The organism is Shinella sp. SUS2 (genome assembly GCF_001262505.1).
GTDB lineage: Bacteria > Pseudomonadota > Alphaproteobacteria > Rhizobiales > Rhizobiaceae > Shinella.
The window spans coordinates 467,877-483,067 of the sequence record NZ_KQ410724.1; the positions used below are offsets into that span (position 1 = coordinate 467,877).

28 protein-coding genes, 1 tRNA gene and 2 pseudogenes are annotated in these 15,191 nt (G+C 59.0%); 21 read left to right on the forward strand and 10 right to left on the reverse strand.

Features of this window, described 5'->3' with window-relative positions; all coding sequences use genetic code 11:
• Positions 1-5: 5 nt before the first annotated feature.
• Positions 6-353, reverse strand: coding sequence for a hypothetical protein (locus tag AKG11_RS05060; RefSeq protein WP_050743122.1), 348 nt, complete (start codon positions 351-353; stop codon positions 6-8).
• Positions 354-533: 180 nt separating this feature from the next.
• Here AKG11_RS05060 and AKG11_RS05065 point away from each other — a divergent pair, with 180 nt between their 5' ends.
• Positions 534-770 (forward strand): hypothetical protein, encoded by a 237-nt coding sequence (locus AKG11_RS05065; RefSeq protein WP_050743123.1) that lies wholly within the window; start codon positions 534-536, stop codon positions 768-770.
• Positions 760-993, forward strand: a complete 234-nt coding sequence (locus tag AKG11_RS05070) for a hypothetical protein (protein WP_245290298.1) — start codon at positions 760-762, stop codon at positions 991-993. The genes AKG11_RS05065 and AKG11_RS05070 overlap by 11 nt, the downstream gene beginning before the upstream one ends.
• 86 nt (positions 994-1,079) lie before the next feature.
• Here the strand turns inward: AKG11_RS05070 and AKG11_RS34410 are convergent, their stop codons facing one another.
• Genes AKG11_RS34410 through AKG11_RS05080 form a run of 4 tightly spaced genes read right to left on the reverse strand, consistent with a single transcriptional unit; the run spans position 1,080 to position 3,614 of the window.
• On the reverse strand, positions 1,080-1,652 hold the full coding sequence (locus AKG11_RS34410; RefSeq protein WP_156334061.1) for a PIN domain-containing protein: 573 nt from the start codon (positions 1,650-1,652) through the stop codon (positions 1,080-1,082).
• Complete coding sequence (locus tag AKG11_RS33605) at positions 1,649-2,005, reverse strand: STAS-like domain-containing protein (RefSeq protein ID WP_082342332.1); 357 nt, start codon at positions 2,003-2,005, stop codon at positions 1,649-1,651. The genes AKG11_RS34410 and AKG11_RS33605 overlap by 4 nt, the downstream gene beginning before the upstream one ends.
• Before the next feature lie 6 nt (positions 2,006-2,011).
• The gene (locus AKG11_RS05075) at positions 2,012-2,881 is read right to left on the reverse strand and encodes an ATP-binding protein (RefSeq protein WP_050743124.1); all 870 of its coding nucleotides are present in this window, start codon (positions 2,879-2,881) and stop codon (positions 2,012-2,014) included.
• A 1-nt stretch (position 2,882) separates the two neighbouring features.
• Positions 2,883-3,614, reverse strand: coding sequence for a helix-turn-helix domain-containing protein (locus tag AKG11_RS05080; protein ID WP_050743125.1), 732 nt, complete (start codon positions 3,612-3,614; stop codon positions 2,883-2,885).
• A gap of 83 nt (positions 3,615-3,697) precedes the next feature.
• On the opposite strand from AKG11_RS05080, the gene AKG11_RS33610 reads away from it, so the two are divergent.
• From AKG11_RS33610 to AKG11_RS05105, 7 genes and pseudogenes are all read left to right on the forward strand, one after another.
• A complete protein-coding gene (locus AKG11_RS33610; protein WP_082342333.1) occupies positions 3,698-3,937 on the forward strand; it encodes a hypothetical protein in 240 nt (79 codons plus the stop codon).
• A pseudogene (locus tag AKG11_RS35360) lies at positions 3,934-4,164 on the forward strand (DUF2312 domain-containing protein); the annotation flags it as partial. The gene AKG11_RS33610 and the pseudogene AKG11_RS35360, both read left to right, overlap by 4 nt.
• A gap of 1,019 nt (positions 4,165-5,183) precedes the next feature.
• Entirely contained in the window at positions 5,184-5,510 is a 327-nt protein-coding gene (locus tag AKG11_RS05090) for a hypothetical protein (RefSeq protein ID WP_050743126.1), read from the forward strand.
• Positions 5,507-5,650, forward strand: coding sequence for a hypothetical protein (locus AKG11_RS35090; RefSeq protein WP_197283957.1), 144 nt, complete (start codon positions 5,507-5,509; stop codon positions 5,648-5,650). The genes AKG11_RS05090 and AKG11_RS35090 overlap by 4 nt, the downstream gene beginning before the upstream one ends.
• Positions 5,647-5,799: a hypothetical protein gene (locus tag AKG11_RS34415; protein WP_156334062.1), complete on the forward strand. Its 153-nt coding sequence runs from the start codon at positions 5,647-5,649 to the stop codon at positions 5,797-5,799. The genes AKG11_RS35090 and AKG11_RS34415 overlap by 4 nt, the downstream gene beginning before the upstream one ends.
• Positions 5,800-6,140: 341 nt before the next feature.
• Complete coding sequence (locus AKG11_RS05100; RefSeq protein WP_088016595.1) at positions 6,141-6,563, forward strand: hypothetical protein; 423 nt, start codon at positions 6,141-6,143, stop codon at positions 6,561-6,563.
• A gap of 3 nt (positions 6,564-6,566) precedes the next feature.
• Positions 6,567-7,280 (forward strand): hypothetical protein, encoded by a 714-nt coding sequence (locus tag AKG11_RS05105; RefSeq protein ID WP_050743129.1) that lies wholly within the window; start codon positions 6,567-6,569, stop codon positions 7,278-7,280.
• A 20-nt stretch (positions 7,281-7,300) separates the two neighbouring features.
• Here AKG11_RS05105 and AKG11_RS35830 read toward each other — a convergent pair whose 3' ends face one another.
• Positions 7,301-7,549: a DUF982 domain-containing protein gene (locus AKG11_RS35830; RefSeq protein ID WP_050743130.1), complete on the reverse strand. Its 249-nt coding sequence runs from the start codon at positions 7,547-7,549 to the stop codon at positions 7,301-7,303.
• 128 nt (positions 7,550-7,677) lie between these two features.
• Here AKG11_RS35830 and AKG11_RS05115 point away from each other — a divergent pair, with 128 nt between their 5' ends.
• Positions 7,678-8,043 (forward strand): hypothetical protein, encoded by a 366-nt coding sequence (locus tag AKG11_RS05115; protein ID WP_050743131.1) that lies wholly within the window; start codon positions 7,678-7,680, stop codon positions 8,041-8,043.
• Complete coding sequence (locus tag AKG11_RS05120) at positions 8,040-8,225, forward strand: hypothetical protein (protein ID WP_050743132.1); 186 nt, start codon at positions 8,040-8,042, stop codon at positions 8,223-8,225. Before AKG11_RS05115 ends, AKG11_RS05120 begins: the two co-directional genes overlap by 4 nt.
• Positions 8,226-8,227: 2 nt before the next feature.
• On the opposite strand, the gene AKG11_RS05125 is transcribed toward AKG11_RS05120, so the two are convergent.
• The gene (locus tag AKG11_RS05125; RefSeq protein ID WP_050743133.1) at positions 8,228-8,410 is read right to left on the reverse strand and encodes a hypothetical protein; all 183 of its coding nucleotides are present in this window, start codon (positions 8,408-8,410) and stop codon (positions 8,228-8,230) included.
• Positions 8,411-8,472: 62 nt separating this feature from the next.
• Here AKG11_RS05125 and AKG11_RS05130 point away from each other — a divergent pair, with 62 nt between their 5' ends.
• Positions 8,473-9,132 carry a class I SAM-dependent methyltransferase gene (locus AKG11_RS05130; protein ID WP_050743134.1) on the forward strand — a complete coding sequence of 220 codons (660 nt, stop codon included), beginning with the start codon at positions 8,473-8,475 and terminating at the stop codon, positions 9,130-9,132.
• A gap of 56 nt (positions 9,133-9,188) precedes the next feature.
• Here the strand turns inward: AKG11_RS05130 and AKG11_RS05135 are convergent, their stop codons facing one another.
• Positions 9,189-9,491 (reverse strand): DUF982 domain-containing protein, encoded by a 303-nt coding sequence (locus AKG11_RS05135; protein WP_050743135.1) that lies wholly within the window; start codon positions 9,489-9,491, stop codon positions 9,189-9,191.
• A gap of 137 nt (positions 9,492-9,628) precedes the next feature.
• On the opposite strand from AKG11_RS05135, the gene AKG11_RS05140 reads away from it, so the two are divergent.
• The 7 genes from AKG11_RS05140 (at position 9,629) to AKG11_RS05170 (ending at position 13,346) form a co-directional block, all read left to right on the forward strand.
• Complete coding sequence (locus AKG11_RS05140) at positions 9,629-9,871, forward strand: hypothetical protein (RefSeq protein ID WP_050743136.1); 243 nt, start codon at positions 9,629-9,631, stop codon at positions 9,869-9,871.
• The gene (locus tag AKG11_RS05145; RefSeq protein ID WP_050743137.1) at positions 9,868-10,725 is read left to right on the forward strand and encodes a hypothetical protein; all 858 of its coding nucleotides are present in this window, start codon (positions 9,868-9,870) and stop codon (positions 10,723-10,725) included. The genes AKG11_RS05140 and AKG11_RS05145 overlap by 4 nt, the downstream gene beginning before the upstream one ends.
• The gene (locus AKG11_RS05150; protein ID WP_156334063.1) at positions 10,667-11,272 is read left to right on the forward strand and encodes a hypothetical protein; all 606 of its coding nucleotides are present in this window, start codon (positions 10,667-10,669) and stop codon (positions 11,270-11,272) included. Before AKG11_RS05145 ends, AKG11_RS05150 begins: the two co-directional genes overlap by 59 nt.
• Positions 11,269-11,748 carry a helix-turn-helix domain-containing protein gene (locus AKG11_RS05155; protein WP_050743139.1) on the forward strand — a complete coding sequence of 160 codons (480 nt, stop codon included), beginning with the start codon at positions 11,269-11,271 and terminating at the stop codon, positions 11,746-11,748. Before AKG11_RS05150 ends, AKG11_RS05155 begins: the two co-directional genes overlap by 4 nt.
• Positions 11,749-11,752: 4 nt before the next feature.
• Positions 11,753-12,313, forward strand: coding sequence for a hypothetical protein (locus AKG11_RS05160; protein WP_156334064.1), 561 nt, complete (start codon positions 11,753-11,755; stop codon positions 12,311-12,313).
• 260 nt (positions 12,314-12,573) lie between these two features.
• Positions 12,574-12,651 (forward strand) — tRNA-Met (locus tag AKG11_RS05165).
• A gap of 398 nt (positions 12,652-13,049) precedes the next feature.
• Positions 13,050-13,346 (forward strand): hypothetical protein, encoded by a 297-nt coding sequence (locus tag AKG11_RS05170; protein WP_156334065.1) that lies wholly within the window; start codon positions 13,050-13,052, stop codon positions 13,344-13,346.
• 228 nt (positions 13,347-13,574) lie between these two features.
• On the opposite strand, the gene AKG11_RS34420 is transcribed toward AKG11_RS05170, so the two are convergent.
• The gene (locus tag AKG11_RS34420) at positions 13,575-13,730 is read right to left on the reverse strand and encodes a hypothetical protein (protein ID WP_197283958.1); all 156 of its coding nucleotides are present in this window, start codon (positions 13,728-13,730) and stop codon (positions 13,575-13,577) included.
• Between the two features lie 120 nt (positions 13,731-13,850).
• On the opposite strand from AKG11_RS34420, the gene AKG11_RS05175 reads away from it, so the two are divergent.
• Entirely contained in the window at positions 13,851-14,474 is a 624-nt protein-coding gene (locus AKG11_RS05175; protein ID WP_050743142.1) for a putative metallopeptidase, read from the forward strand.
• On the opposite strand, the gene AKG11_RS05180 is transcribed toward AKG11_RS05175, so the two are convergent.
• Positions 14,471-14,716 (reverse strand): hypothetical protein, encoded by a 246-nt coding sequence (locus tag AKG11_RS05180; RefSeq protein ID WP_050743143.1) that lies wholly within the window; start codon positions 14,714-14,716, stop codon positions 14,471-14,473. The genes AKG11_RS05175 and AKG11_RS05180 overlap by 4 nt on opposite strands.
• 35 nt (positions 14,717-14,751) lie before the next feature.
• Here AKG11_RS05180 and AKG11_RS05185 point away from each other — a divergent pair.
• A pseudogene (locus AKG11_RS05185) lies at positions 14,752-15,114 on the forward strand (DUF2280 domain-containing protein); the annotation flags it as partial.
• Positions 15,115-15,191: the final 77 nt, after the last annotated feature.

Below are 15,191 nucleotides of genomic sequence, written 5' to 3' on the forward strand. Positions count from 1 at the left end.
GGCGGTCACTCCGCAGCTTCGAGGAAGCGAACCGGTTCGACAGCCGGGCGGTCGCGGAGGAAGTCAGAGACGCCGTACCACTCGCGCGCCTTGCGCCGGGTCTCGGACAGACCGACGAGGTCGGTGATGTACGGAAGGGGCGACAGATTTTCGAAGGCGGAGACATCCGCGCCAGCCAGCTTGCCGGCTGCGAGGTTCGCGTAGTTCCGGCGAAGCTCCTGGAGATATTTCGCAGCCGATGCGCTTGCGTCCCGGCCGCGACGGTTGTGACCACGCACGTTGCAGATGAGCGTGCCGATCTTGTTCGTCGTCAGCTGCAAGCCTTCGGAGATGCGGTCTGCTTCGGTCTGCATGGTGGGTGATCCTCTTCGGTCCCGGTGTCGTCCGGCTATGAAGAGAACGTACATTATGTACGATGCAATGTAAAGCCAAAATCGTACGATTTGTACGATAAGAGGGATTGTCCCGAATCGAAAGAATCGACTCGACTCACGTCCCCCATTCTGGCCTCATAAGAACGAAAGGAGAACAGAATGGGTTATGCAGTTCTGAAATCGACGGCGCCGTTCACGCTCCATCTGAGGTGCGACAACTGCATGAGGGAGAGCACGCGAGACATTGAATTGCCCGTCGGGGACGACATCCCGCGGGACGCTGACGAGCTTATCGAGAGCGCTTTCCTCGGAAGCCTAAAGTTCAACTGCCGCCCGTGTGGCGGCGTCATCGGCCGACTGATCGGCATCGAAGGAGGAAACCCCTATGGGTATTGAGCGGGAAGTTCTGGAATTCATCATCGTTCCGTCGTCCGCAAAGCGTGCGGAGGTGCTGGCGGCAAAGGAGAGGATGGAGGCCTATCTGGGCAACCGGTTCCCTGGCTATAGCTTCAAGGTTGCGCAGTTCGCACCGGTCGGCGACGAGGAGGAGTTTTGCATCCTGCCGGTCATGAACTTCCTTGACGGGGAGGGTGTATCAAGGATGTGCACGCCGCCCTAGTCGTGGTTCGTTGCCGAGATCGGGGCGGCGTGTCGTGAGTTTGATGCGGCGGGGCGGCGGTCATTCGCCGCCTGATAGGGCGCTCGTCAACCATTTACTAGCGTCCCGGCCTTTCGAGCCCCCCGGATCACGGCCGGATTGGCCGTTACCAATTCCAAGCCGCATGTCGAAAAGTCACCATCATCTGAAACGAGAATGTATCCACTACGAGCGCAATGCTCCCGGATAATTATGTCTGACAGATCAAGATCACCTAACGCCGCCTCTTTAATGTGCTTCGGTATTGGGCATTGCGCTGTAACTGCACTTTCGAATGTGCAGTCTGTCAGAATATCAATGCATATGTCACGAACAGCGCTCATGTATGCATTCAAAGCGCCAGCTTTTCGGCGTGACTTGTAGCGCTTGCCGCGATCTGTTTCAGTAGCATATTTTATGTCGTATTGAATCTTGCACGCTCTGTTAAAGTATTCTGATATGACATAGTCATTTGTGACTAGTTCGTTGTCGCTCTTTAATATTTCCCCGAAAAGATTGCTGTAGTTTATGTGGTGTGGACGTGGATCGTTGCCATCGATGGCGATCCATATATTTGTATCGAAAAGTATCTTACGCTTGTTGAATGCAACACCCTTCGACGCGTCGTATATTTTTGTCATCTACGCCGTCCTGCATGATCGCCGAGAATGCTTTCAACGTTCTCCTGATTACGGAAGTACACCTTTGCTCTATCAACTACCATTTTGAGTCTCGCGAGGTGCCATTCCTCAAAGTCAACTGGTGGGGCCAGCCTCTTTCGCAAAGTACCTTCGGAGAATTCACCGTATAGCTGTCCGACTGCCGCATTAAGAAATGCAGTGGTCATCCTTGATACGCCAGAAAAACTCAACGTAACCCTGTCTCCGGATTGCACGGCTTTCTGGACATGCTCATAAACTTTCTGGCCATCACTTGCGGAGACGCATATCCCGCCACCGACGATGCTTGAAATAGAAATCTTGGTTTCCTTCATTGTTCATCACCAAATGTTGCGAGGATCGGTAACCTGCTTGAGATCATACCGCTTTTTATCCGCTGTGTTTATCTCGAGAATGACCGAGGTGCCGGGAAAGGGGTTCCGCAGCGATCCTTTAACGACGTCGCTCCCGGATTGGATCCAAACGCCTTTCGTCGATGCGACCGTCAACTTCCCATTGTTGGCTTCCACAAACTCACGGAGGAGCCTCAGTCCGAGCCCCCCTGGTATGTCGCCCTTTCTTGATGTGTTATTCGACTGCATCGCCCAATCGATAGCGTCGGCCGCTCTTGCAAAATTGTATCCCGCGTTACGAAGTGAACCCGCGATACCAATGCCGCCATCCGATACGGTAAATGATAACTTTTCAGTCCGAGGGAAAAACTGCCCACATACGCATACCTCGACTGTAGATTTTGAGTGAAGTGAACAGTTCGCGAAGAGCTCATCAATCCCTTCGTAAAATTTACTTCTAAGTGGGCTGGACATATTAGGCATTTCTGGTCGGTCGATATGATCTCTCGTGTATTTTGCGAAATCCACCTCCTTATGCAGGCCGAAGCGAGTTAGAGGCATAGTTGTATGATGAGTGTCTTCTTCTTTTTTCTTAAGCGTGTTGTTCTTCCTAAGAATATGCCGAACTTTTTCGTTTAGTTTGTACATCTGATGATTGTTTCGTTTCGCCCTACTGTGCTCAATCACGGTCATAAGCGGTGCGGCCAGATGCGCGTCAAGCCAATTCAACGTACTGCAATCAATATGGATCTCTTCATCTTCATATTGCTCTAGAGCGTTGTGCAAATCGGAAAGAACTCGAAACCCGGCGAGGTTGGAGCGAAGCTCGTAACATCCAATGGGGAGAGTGATTGCCATTCTAAAAACCAGGCATCTCGTTGGTGATCCGCCGCACCAGCGCAATTACCTGAACCGTCACGCCATCGTCGGCATCATGGTCACGCTGGATGACGATCGGCTTGTGCTTCTGGTTCGTCGATCGCGGGTGGAATTCTGTCCGATCCGGGTAAAGCTCGATCTGCTTCACGGACCACTCGCGGAAATGTCCGCCGTCGCGCTCGCGCTGGACGACGACCACCATACCGGATTTCAGCTCAACCAGGTGCTCGACATCGTCATATGCGATGCAGACAAGGCGATCACCTTCCAGGATCGGCCGCGGCTTCAGGTCGTTCATGCTGTCGCCGCTGCAGTCGAAAAGAAGCTGGCGAGCGTTCGGGAATTTCTCGTCGCGCGGGATGGCGACCATTTCCTTTTCGGATTGATCGAATTCGTCTACCTCGCGGAAGATGCCGGCCGCGACCACGCCGGCGATGAGGCCGGCACCCATGCCGACGCGTGAGAGGACGACCTCGCTCGCGGCGGGCATCCCGTCGTCCTCGCCGTCATTGAACAGTATCCAGCCAGCGGCGACGCCAAACAGCTCGCCGTATTTCTCGGCGGCCTTCTTTGAGATCGGGCGGTTGCCGTTCTCGTGGCTGATCAGCGTGTTCTTGTTGATGTCCCTTGGGAACGCGGCGGCTGCCTCGGTCGGGCTTTCAAACCCAGCCGCTGCTCGCGCGCGCTTCAATCTGTCTTTAGGCATTTCCATTCGTACATTATGGCCGATAATCATCGTGCGAAGTGTACGAATAAGGCTTGCTCTTTTGTCGTACCTTTTGTACGATAGCTTTCATGAGCAAAACACCCACCTCCATTTCAGCCCTTATTGATGCATGGGAAACCATCGGCGAATTCGCGACCGACGTAGGTTGCGGATACGAGGCAGCCAGGCAGATGCGGCTCCGCGAGAGCATTTCGCCTCGGCACTTCGATGGCGTTATTGCGGCGTCAGCTCGGAAAGGGCTGAGAGGCATCGACTGGAAGTGGCTGTCAGCTCGCCATGCGTCCTCGCGGAAGGCGGTGTCCGCATGAGCGCCGATATCGTCGCCGCCGACCAGCTCAAGGCCATCGTTCAGCGCGTCGAGCGTCTCGAAGCCGAGATTGCCGACCTGAACGCGGACAAGTCCGAGATCTACAAGGAAGCCCGCGCCAACGGCTTCGACGTCAAGGTCCTCAAGAAGGTCGTCTCGAAGCGAAAGATCGATGAGCACGAGCGCGTCGAGCAGGATCATGTCTTCGACATCTACTGGGATGCGGTTCACGGGCTCAACCTCGTGCATGCACACGCACGAGAAAACATTGAGGAATTTGACGCGGAAACCGGCGAGGTGTTCGGCAACGACGTCAGCGCCAAGCTGGTCGCGACCGTCGCCACCGGCTTGCAGACCGAGACCGGTCGCAAGGCACTGGTGAAGGCTCTCGACATCATGATCGAGCGTGAAGAGGAAGATGAGCGCCGTTCCGACCTCGGCCTCAACATCCTCACCAAGCACGAAGACATCAGAACAGCGCCGGAGACGGCAGAAGAGATTAGCCGGCCCGCGGCCTCGGCCGTTTCCGGTGGCGAACGGAGCGTACCAAGTCCCGATGCCGGTAGCGTAAAAATGGATGGTTGCAGCCATCCTGGCCGGTCCGACGAACAGTCGGCTCATCTGAACGCCAAATCGGGGCAAGCCACCAACATCAATTCCGAGAAAGCCACCGTCGCCACTCAAGGCGAAGCGACGGCACCAACCAGCGACGAGCGCGTAAGTCTCCCGGTTGACGATAGGAGCGATGCCGCCGCCAACGCAGGAGGCGACGATGTAGAGAGCAGCGCACCGCGCGCGGGCATTGAGACCCAGACCTCGAACACAGGGGAGGGTGCCGCATGCGCTCTCCCCAATCCAGACCGGTTCATCGAAGACGTTCCGCCGACGCCAATGAAGCGGCTGCACTATGCCCATTGCTTCCCGGAACTCACCAAGGCCGAATACGGGCGCCTGGAATTCAGCATCATCGGCATTGGTGTCTCCAGACCGATCATTCGCATGGGCGATGTGATTGTTGACGGCTGGGCTCGATACAACATCTGCCGGGCTCTCGGCATCTCGTACCCGATCAAGAACTACAGCGGAAACGACGTGCTCCTCGACGTGATCGAGTGGCAGCGCGCCGCCCGCAATTTCACCCCGGCACAGGAAAAGAAGATCGCCGCCGAACTGGCGAAAGAAATCCCGCATCGTGCCGGCGACATCATGGCCGCCTTCGGGCTGGTCGAAGCTCTGGAGGCAGCAGAATGATCCGGAAATCTTCATGGTGGTCTCGCGCCTCGATTGAACAGAAGCTCGCCCAGATCGACGGCGGCATTGAATGCGGAATGAGCGGCCGCTTCATCGCGATGAACGTCGGCACGACGCGCGCGGCGGTCCTTGAGTTCGGGCGCAGGCATGGCCGGAGGTTCATCGCCCGTGCCTCCGCCGCGAACAACCGATGGGCCGGCCGGATCTCTGGCGTTGAGCGTGCTCGCCGCCTCGGAAAGATGGATTGCGAAATTACCTCAGCCTTCACGATCTTTGACGACCTGCCGGCCGAGCGTCCGTTCATTGACGAGGTGCCGGCATGAGCGCGCCTCGTTCCATCATCACCACCGAAGATGGCACCACCATCATCGTGGACCCTGATCTCGGCGCGGTCTCTGGCCGAAACCGCGAAGCCGCCGAACGCGAAATCGCGCGGCGGAAGGAGGCGAGGGAAGCGGCATGATTGAGATCGGCCTGGGCATCCTTGCCATCCTCATCGCTGGTGCCGGTGTCGCCTTGATGATCATCGCGCTCAACGCCGATCGCCGCTTGGAGGCGGCAGATCACGATTCCTGTTTCGGTCAGCCCGGTTCCCCCTCTTCAACCGGCTGACTGAACGGCCGGCGCGCTCGCACCTCCTCCCTCGGCGCGTCGGCCAACACTTTAACTCTCGGAAAGCCGCCTTGCAGCCGCAGGATAACCGGGCTGATGGCGCTTCCCAGGCTGACGAATGACGAGGACGCCGAAGCCGGGGGAACCCCGGCGTCCTCTCTGGCCCCAGCGAGTTTTGCGGCGGGGCTGGGGAACTGGATGATGGCTTCGCTCTGCGGCGGACCGAGCGGAGAGGTGGATACGCCGGCAAGCGCGCCCGTCTCTCCGCCGAATTTTGAAGGTCGCTTCATGTGCAACTCCTTCGGGCTTGAACAATCCGAAGATCACATAGAGGCGACGGAATGTACGGAAATAATATTGGCAAATCCGGAAAGAATGTCTCCGAGGATGAAATGAGCAGCGTCGCATTGATAGAGGCGAAGAACTGGGCAGATGATCTTATGTCGCGCGAATTTAAAGGCCGCGGCGACAAGGAGTATCTGGCTCGCTACCGCCTATCTGAGCGCACTGGCGTATCCGAGAGCTATCTATACCGTCTCCAATACAAGACGCGCGACATGAAGGACGTGGCCGGATCTGTCTACCGGGCGCTGAAACTCGCCTACGACGAGGCGTGCCGCAGGAACGAGGAAGCGGCGGACAGGCATCGTGCCGAACGCCTCAGCATGGACGGTCATCATGAAGCGGCTGACGAAAAGCTTGGCGCGGCGGCTGTGGGAGTGGCTTCGGCTTCTCTGGAAGCGCCGAAAGAGGCGGAGAGATAGGTGATGCAGCAACTGGAGCTCAGTTTTCGTCCTCTCCGTATTCTCGTCGGATGCGAGACGAGCGGAATAGCTCGCCGGGCATTCGCGGACCTCGGCCACGATGTTTGGTCCTGCGACATTCTCCCGGCGGAAGATCGCTCCAATAGACATATCATCTGCGACATCCGCGGCGGCGTCCTAAGAGACGGCTGGGATCTGCTCGCCGTCATGCATCCCCCATGCACCCGCCTTTGCCGATCCGGCCGGCGCTGGATGTCGGGCCCCGGCAAATGGACCGAACCGAAACAGCTCCCGAAGGGTCGCACCTGGCAGGACATGAAAGACGAGTTCGAGGAAGGTGTCTCGATCTTCGAAGCCTGCTGGAACGCGCCGATTGATCGTATCGCTGCCGAGAACCCAGGAATGAACGATCTGGCTCGCGAGCGGATGCCTGAAGACCTCCCTGAGCCTCAGATTGTCCAGCCGTTCTGGTTCGGCCATCCCGAGTACAAGGCCACCGGCTGGTATCTGCGGAACCTCCCGAGGCTTGAGCCGACTGATATGTTGCTGGAGCCCGAGCGGGGTTCTCCCGATTGGATTGCATGGAACCGTGTCCACCGGATGCCGCCCGGACCCGAGCGCGCCCGGCTGAGAAGCAGATCCTTCCCCAACATGATGAAAGCGGCGGCAGCTCAATGGGCTGGATATGCCGTGGAACACTTGAGGACTGCAGCATGATCGATTCCGCCGGGATGATCTCACGCCACGACGGCAACATTTGCCTCACGAGCGGCAGCAAGGAAGGCCAGCCTCGCACGCGACGGGGAGCATTTGCCCTCGATAGCACGAGCGCAGAAAGCAAGGGCTCGCTGGAAGGCCCGGCCGTATGTGACCGGCCATTTCTCAGCCAGGACGAACATGGCGTTTCGAACGTCTTTGATCTCCATCGCGCGGGGCATACCCGGAAGCAAAACGGCAAGAGCGCGGTCCCAAGTCACAGAAAGCATTTCGTATTTCCCTGTCTATCCGGGGCCATGAATGCAGATCGTGCGCGGGTGGTTCCGTGTCATTCCGATGAAATTTCGCCGTTCTCATTCTCGACGAGCGCTACCCATTCTAGGGAGTTAGCATAGCCATGGCGCAGCACCTGTTGTTCAGCGAGCACCTGACGGCGATGGAGGCCCACAAGCCCATTGCCGACACCTATCTTGGACAAGCGCATATCGCCGGCACAGGCCCGGAAGGCCGAACCTGCCGCGAATGCCGCTTCTGGCACGCCTGGAAATGGCGGAAGCTGGTAGGGGGGGGCAAAGAGCTTGTGGCCGGAGACCCCGGCTACTTCGGAAAGCGGCACAAGCTCCAGCCGCTCGGCCTCAAAAAGGCAAAGTGCAATCGACCTATTCTAAACAAGGCGAACCGGCTCATCCCGCACTGCGCCAAGGCGTGCCGCCTTTTCGAGCCGGCCGAGCGTCCGTTGCCAGAGCGGAGGCCGGATAATTGACCGACGCGGAACTTCTCCGAGAAGAAATCGCTGAGCTCGAGGCGCAGATTTTCCGCCTTAGGGGAAGCATGGGTAAGGCAGACAATGGCGTGAAGCTTCAGCGGCTCGCCATTGTCACGCGCCTTTGCAACCGCTGCAAACGCGCGCTGGCGAATCTGTCGGCGCGCGGGGAGGCGGCATGACCTCAGCGGATCATCTTCGACGGAATTTCCTCGCCCGGTATGGGCGTGACATCCGGTGCCTCTTCAGGAACGACATCTGGTCCCGGTTCCTCGATCGGACGTTCCGGAATGTCCGGCAGATCGTCTGGAGTCTCTTCCGGAGGAACTTCCAAGGGCTTCTTCGGATCGTTTGGGTCATTGGCCATATCGCTCTCCTCTACGCATGTGCAACCGGGGTAGGTGGTCGAATGTTCCGTGAGGTGACGACATGAGCCAGAACACCTCATCGGCCGTGATGCAGCAGCGCACCGAGGCGCATGACAGCCTCGACGATTTCCCGACCCAGCCGTGGGGTACGCGGGCGCTCTGCACCCATGTGCTTTCCGGTTGCTACCTCAAGAGCAAGACCGCGTGGGAGCCAACGTGCAATCGCGGTCACATGGTTGACCCTCTTGGCGAATTCTTCTCCGCGGTATGGGCGTCTGATATCCACGACTACGGCTTTGAAGGCGCATTCCAGCACGATTTTCTGATGCCGTTCCTGCCGCAGGTCTTCAAATGGTGTGGCGATGGTCCTGACTGGATCGTCGCGAACCCTCCATTCCGCCTCGCAGAGCAGTTCATCGCCCGCGCGCTGGACGTTGCCACCGAAGGCGTGGCGATGATCGTCCGCACCTCGTTCCTTGAGGGCGTCGGCCGATACGAAAACCTCTACAGCAAGCGCCCGCCGAACATCGTCGCGCAGTTCTCCGAGCGCGTCCCGATGGTCAAGGGCAGGTTGACCGCAACCGGCTCGACGGCAACGTCCTATTGCTGGCTGGTCTGGCTGACCGGCGTGACAGGCACGAAGCTGGTGTGGATCCCGCCATGCCGCAAGCAGCTTGAGCGCCCCGAGGACTACGCGGCCTATCGCAAGGTGGCGGCATGATCTGTCCAAATCGAAAGAGAGGCCGCAATCGCCGCCTCTCCAGATCGCTAGAGGTTCTACGCGGACAAGCGTCCGCCACCGGATCGCGAGCGGATCATCCACGGCATGATGCCAGCAGATTTCACCAGAATGCCCTTCTTCTCCCCAAAGGAGCGGATGGCGTCGCGTCCGACCTTTACAGGTTTGAGGCCGTCAAAGGCCATGTAGCAGGTCTTCAAGGTCGCATCGTGAATTATGTCACGATCGCGCTCAGGCCACTCTTCCAGAAAGTCGATGGCGTCTTCCAGACACGTTATCTCCCGGATCAGCTCTTTGCGTTCCTTCAGATATACGGGCCTATCAAATACCTTCGAGTTCATCTCTACCTCACTGAAAACGTTGGTGATCAACAAGGATGGCGTCGGAATCGGACGCCGACCACCAATCTATTTTCGAGGTTTTCTGGTTTCAAGAATGTACCGGCCGCCAACCTCAAAAAATTTGGTGAGGTGGCGGCATGACCATCACCTTCCTCGAGGCCTACGCCCTTCATGGCCGGAACAGCATGGCGATCGCCGAGGCTTGCGGCATCGACGAGAGCGATGCGTACAATCTCATGGCTGCCCGCGCTGATCTTGATCATGGCGTGACGCCCTCAAGCACCGCCGTTGGAAAACGTCGCAGCGCGCCGGCTTTGCTCCGTAGCGGCGGCGATACCGCGGCTCCCTCCCAATCGAACGCGAGAGGGGAGTTTCAGTGAGCCGTTGGGTGCGCATCCAGGTCGATATCCACGAGCATAGCGTTTTCGCGCCGGAACCCTTCACCGAGCGCGAGGCCTGGCAATGGATGATTTGCCGGGCAGCGTGGAAGGAGACCGCTCACCGGGTCGGCGCTTCGGTCCACAAGGTGCCCGTGGGCAGCTTCTTTGCGACCGTCCGCGAGATGCAGGCGGTGTGGAAATGGACGTCCACGCGGCGCGTAGCGCAGTTTCTCAACCTGCTTTCCGAGCAGAACATGATTGAAACACGCTCTGAAACAGGAAAGACGCTCGTAACTGTCTGTAATTACAACAGATATCAGAATGTTGAAACACCTTCTGAAACACCACAAGAGCCAAATCCGAAACAAGAACGAAACACTAAAGACACCAGTTTACCAGAACACCAAGGTTCTCCTGGGCTGCTTAGCGAGCGCGAGGATTGCGATCTCGATCCGACGACCCTCGAAAGCAAATTGCGGGATGCTGCCGGCGAGAAGATGCAGCCGCATGGCGGGTTCGTTGTCGGCCCGGTGATGGAGCTCGTCCGAGCCGGCGCCGATATCGACCTCGATGTCCTGCCCGCCATCCGCGCCGTCGCCGCCCGCCTTAACCGGCCAGCCCGATCCTGGGATTACTTCGTCCCGGCGATTCAAGACGCGATGGACAAGCGCAAAGCCGCTGCGACCTGGGAGCACCGCGCTCAAGCGCCGCCAGGGTCGAAGCCGCCCAGCGCGGCGATGCAGCGCCACGAGCGCCTACGGCAGAACTTCAAACGCGAAATCAACGGTGATGAAAATGCAGACAGCGCCAGCCCTATCATCGACCTTTCAGAGCGAGATTACCGCCCTCACTGAAAAGCTGTCCCCGTCCGGCGCCGACGAGGTGGCGAAGTGCATCAACGCCCTGCTCGACGCCGGCCTCATGATCCCGTCGGCGGTAAGCGAGAACGACGCGATCGACCTCTACCGCGAGGCGCTGTCAGCAGCGCCGATCGACGGCCTGCGCAAGGCGTTCATCAAGCTCAAGCGCGGCGGCTACTCGAAGTATCTGGCGTTCCTGCCGAACCCGTCGGAACTGGCCGCTCTGGCCAATGGTGAGGCCCAAAGCCTTCGCGACGACCGCGCCCGGATTTCCGAGCGGGCCAGGATGGTTCGCGAAAACGCGCAGATGAATATCAGATCGGGGAAGTATGCCCTGCTGAAGAACCTCGGCGACGACGCGCGCCGGAAAGCCGAGGAGCTTTCGCTCGACGGCTGGTATCTCTTCGAAACCTGCCCGTCTCAAGAGGCATGGGTGGGTCGCGTCAAGAAGGGCCTGCCGGTTGGCGCGATCTTCCTCTACGCCATCGGTGAAATCTGGGCGCCGCCGGCCGCCACCATGGCGGGGAGGGCCGCGGCATGAACATCCAGGTGTCGGCCAAGACTTTCACGAGCTCGGCCGCGCTTCTGGCCGACCACGCTGCGGTGCGGCGCCGGCTGTTTGGCCGGGCACCGGTCAGCCCTGTAGGTCCCGAGCCGGTGGACGCGGAACGTCTAATCACCGTTCGCCGCCGGCTGCCGGCCGTGAACCTGCATTTTCACGATGCCCATGTCAGGGCTTTCCGCCGGTGGCAGATGATCGCAGCAAACGGGCCCTGCACGGCGCATATCCTGAAACGCTGCGCAGAGGCGAGGGTGTCGTTCGAGGCTGTCATCGGTCCCTGCCGCAAGCACAGGGTCGCTCAGTTCCGGCATCTCCTCATGTGGGAGATCAAGACCATGGTGAAACCATCGATCAGCTACCCGGAACTTGGGAGGCTCTTCGGCGGGAGAGACCATACGACGGCGCTGCATGGCGTGAGGGCGCACGCGGAACGCATCATGAGCAAGGAGCGGTAGTTCAATGGCAAGACGAGGACGGAAGGCAAAGGTCGGCGCGATCACTTTGGCGGGAATCGGGCATTGCCGAGCCGAGCCAGCACTGAGCGAGATCGATAACCCGCTCTACAACCGGGCGCATGACGGCGAGACATGGAACCCGAAGAAGACCATGGCGGTGAAGAACATGAAGGAAAGTGCGCTCGTCGTGCTTGAGCAGCGGAAGCTTATCGACGAAGCGCAGGCCAAGGCCGGCGAGCGGTTCCGTCGGATTTGGGAGGCGCTTGGCGGCGCTGGCGCCGGATCGTTCGATTACAGCCGGGAGCCGGTTGATGGTGGCGGTCCGCGATCGGCGCTGTCCGACCGACAGATCCAAGCGGGCATTGACCTTGCCGATTGCCGGCGCGTCCTTGGCATCGGCTATGACGTCATGGTGAAGGTTGCGGGTGAGGGAAGGGCGGTTGCCGACCTGACCCAGAGCAAGAATCTTCAGCGCGCCTATGTAGAAATGCTGAAGCAAGGGCTTACCGCGCTTGCTATCCATTTTGGCTATGAAAATCACGGGAAACTGCGGAAAAGTGCTTGATCCGGGATTCCACTCGAAACCCGAATAAGCTATACGAAATCTATAGTGGTGATTTGCGCTCAAGGGCGACTTAACCATCAGGGCGCGGATGACAGTTAGAGCGTAATCGCTGCTGAAAGCCGGTTCGCACCGGTCGCGCCCGAAAAGAATTCAGCCATACGAGGGGAAGCCGCTGCGCCCCGCACTACTAGGAGCCATGGCCACCTGAGGGTGACGACGCCAAGGCCCAGCGGCCAAGCCGGGAGGCTAGCCCGGCATCTTGTCGGTGTAGAGCAGCCCGGTAGCTCGCTTGGCTCATAACCAAGAGGCCGCAGGTTCGAATCCTGCCACCGCAACCAATTCATCTTTCGCGGCAAATTGTGCCAGCGACCCCGTCGCGGTCTGTCACCCGAGGCGGGGCCGCTTCCCTCACGCAGTCGGCATCGGCGCCGCGCCATCATAAGACTTGTTGGCTAGCCATTCATCTCGGTGGTGGCTTGCTCCGCATTGGCACTCGACGACTTCATCATCGTCAGCGTCCCATACCGCCGGCTCTTCGGCTCGACAACTCGGGCAGCTAGGCAGGTAAATGCTCAGTGACACGCGCATAGGCTATCTCCTTCAATCAGATTGGGGGGGCGCCCGCTCCTGGTAGCGATGAAAGCGATAGCAGCTGATAGGCATGGCATCGCGGGCACAACAAGTGTGAGCCTAAGCGCGCAGATTTTCAACCCAGCAGAAAGGAACCAGCATGCGCATGATCCGAAGTCTTGTCTGTGCCGGCCTCGCCCTCGCGGCCATGGCCCTCACAATGTCGGCGCCCGCGGTCGCGGCCACGCCCACCGACCCCGGTATCTACGAAGCCGTCAAGGCATCGATCGACGCTCCGGCCATCCTCCAGGTTCACGAAGACGCCGTCGCGCTGACCTGCGAAGCCCCCGCCGCCACGCTGAGCCGCGCCGACGGGCGAAGTTCGTTCCCGGGCGAAACGATGAACGTTGCCGATGCCACCGGCGCCCGCCTGCACTTCGTCGAGGTGCGAAGGCGTTGCTGATCCCGCATGCCTGAAACGAGAGCCGGGCTTCGGCCCGGCTTCTCAAAACCAATGCCACGCGATCCAGAAGCAGGCGTAGGCAATCACCCCGATCACGAAGAGCCAAGCGATCTGTCGAGCGGCCATGAACGCCTCCTTCGGTTTGAACGACTGTTACCGGAACGCAACCATAGATGATAGGTTCAGATGCTTCCCTCTGTATCCTCGGTGAAGGGTAGAGGCAGGTCTTCAGTAGGTTTCGAGTTCTTCCTTGGTTTCGTAGCCACATTTATGGCAGCGCCAAGTGATGAAAGCCCCAACGGCCAATCCGCCCGCCTCCCATCCCGGCGAGCCATTTTGTTTCATTGCGCTGTCATGCCCAAAACGCTTGGTGACCATTTCCATCTCGCCATGTCCTTTTGGGCAACTCCGCTCGCTCATCAAATCCTCCCAAGGTTAGCCCATGCCAGTCCTGAAAAATGTCCGGCATGAGAAGTTCTCGCAGCGCCTATCCGAAAGCAAGCCATGATTGAGCGCCCACAGCCGCCAGAAAGCATGTTCGGTGTCGACGGCTCGCCGTTCACGCCAGCCCTCGACATGTCGGAGTGGGTGCGCGTCACTTTCCTCGATGAGGCGTCTCCCGTCTCTAATCCCGAGCATGCTCATCTGGCAGAAGCCCATATCGGCTATCTCTGGGCAGCCGTGGAGAACACTCGCAAGGGCAAGCGCGTCATAGGTCAGTGCGAGACCGGAACGCCACAAGGCGCCATGGGTAAGTGGGCAAAGGCTCGCGTCGAGCAGCAGATCACGGAATGGTTCGGCTCAGTGCCGGATTTCATCATCACGCTCGATGCCCATTACTGCGCCCAGTGTGGTGATGCCGAGTTCATGGCGCTGGTCGAGCACGAGCTTTATCACGCCGCCCAGGATTTCGATTCATTCGGCGCTCCGAAATTCAACAGCCAGACTGGTCGCCCGGTCTTCACCATTTGCGGGCACGACGTAGAGCAATTCATCGGTGTCGTCCGTCGCTATGGGGCAGATGCTGCCGGTGTTCGCGAGCTTGTAGACGCCGCCAGCCGGCCGCCGGAAATTGCCCGCGCGCACATCGAGCATGCATGTGGCACCTGCAATCTGCGAGTGGCCTAGCCGACGACGATCTGGCCTTTCTGAACTTGCTCCGTAACATCCAGATCAAAGCGTTCTGCCTTGGCGGGATCACGGCCAAAGCGCGGTGGTACGAAGTGCAAGAAGTAGGACGCATTCCGGCTCTTTGAGCGTTCGATCTCAGTGTCGGACAGCTTTTGCCCGACATAGATCCCGCCTCCGATATGATGGCCCTCGACCACAACCTCTCTTTTCAAGGTGAACTTCACGGGGGTGATGGTCATCGCTTTCCTCCATTTGACTGGACTTTGACACGGCCATGGCGAAAGCGAAACTCTCGGACGAGATAAAGACGTACATCGTGCAGGCTCTGGCATGCTTCGATAGTCCTTCGATCGTCGCTGCTGCGGTCAAGAAGGAGTTTTCCATCGAGGTCAGCCGGCAGCTTGTCGAGAGCCATGACCCGAACAAGAAGGCTGCTTCCGGCCTGGCGCCCAAGTGGCGCATTCTCTTCGAGGAGACCCGGAAGACATTTCTGGAGGATACCGCTTCCATAGGGATCAGCCATCGGGCCGTTCGCCTTCGCGCGCTTCAGCGCATGGCCGACAAGGCGGAGGGGCAGGGCAACATGGTCCTGGCATCCTCCCTCCTAAAGCAGGCGGCGGAAGAGGTCGGTGGGAGCTGAGAGCGGCGGTGGAAAAGTCGGCCACGGTAGCGGCGGAATAGTCCAGCCGCGGGCGGAGTAAAAACCGGCCACCT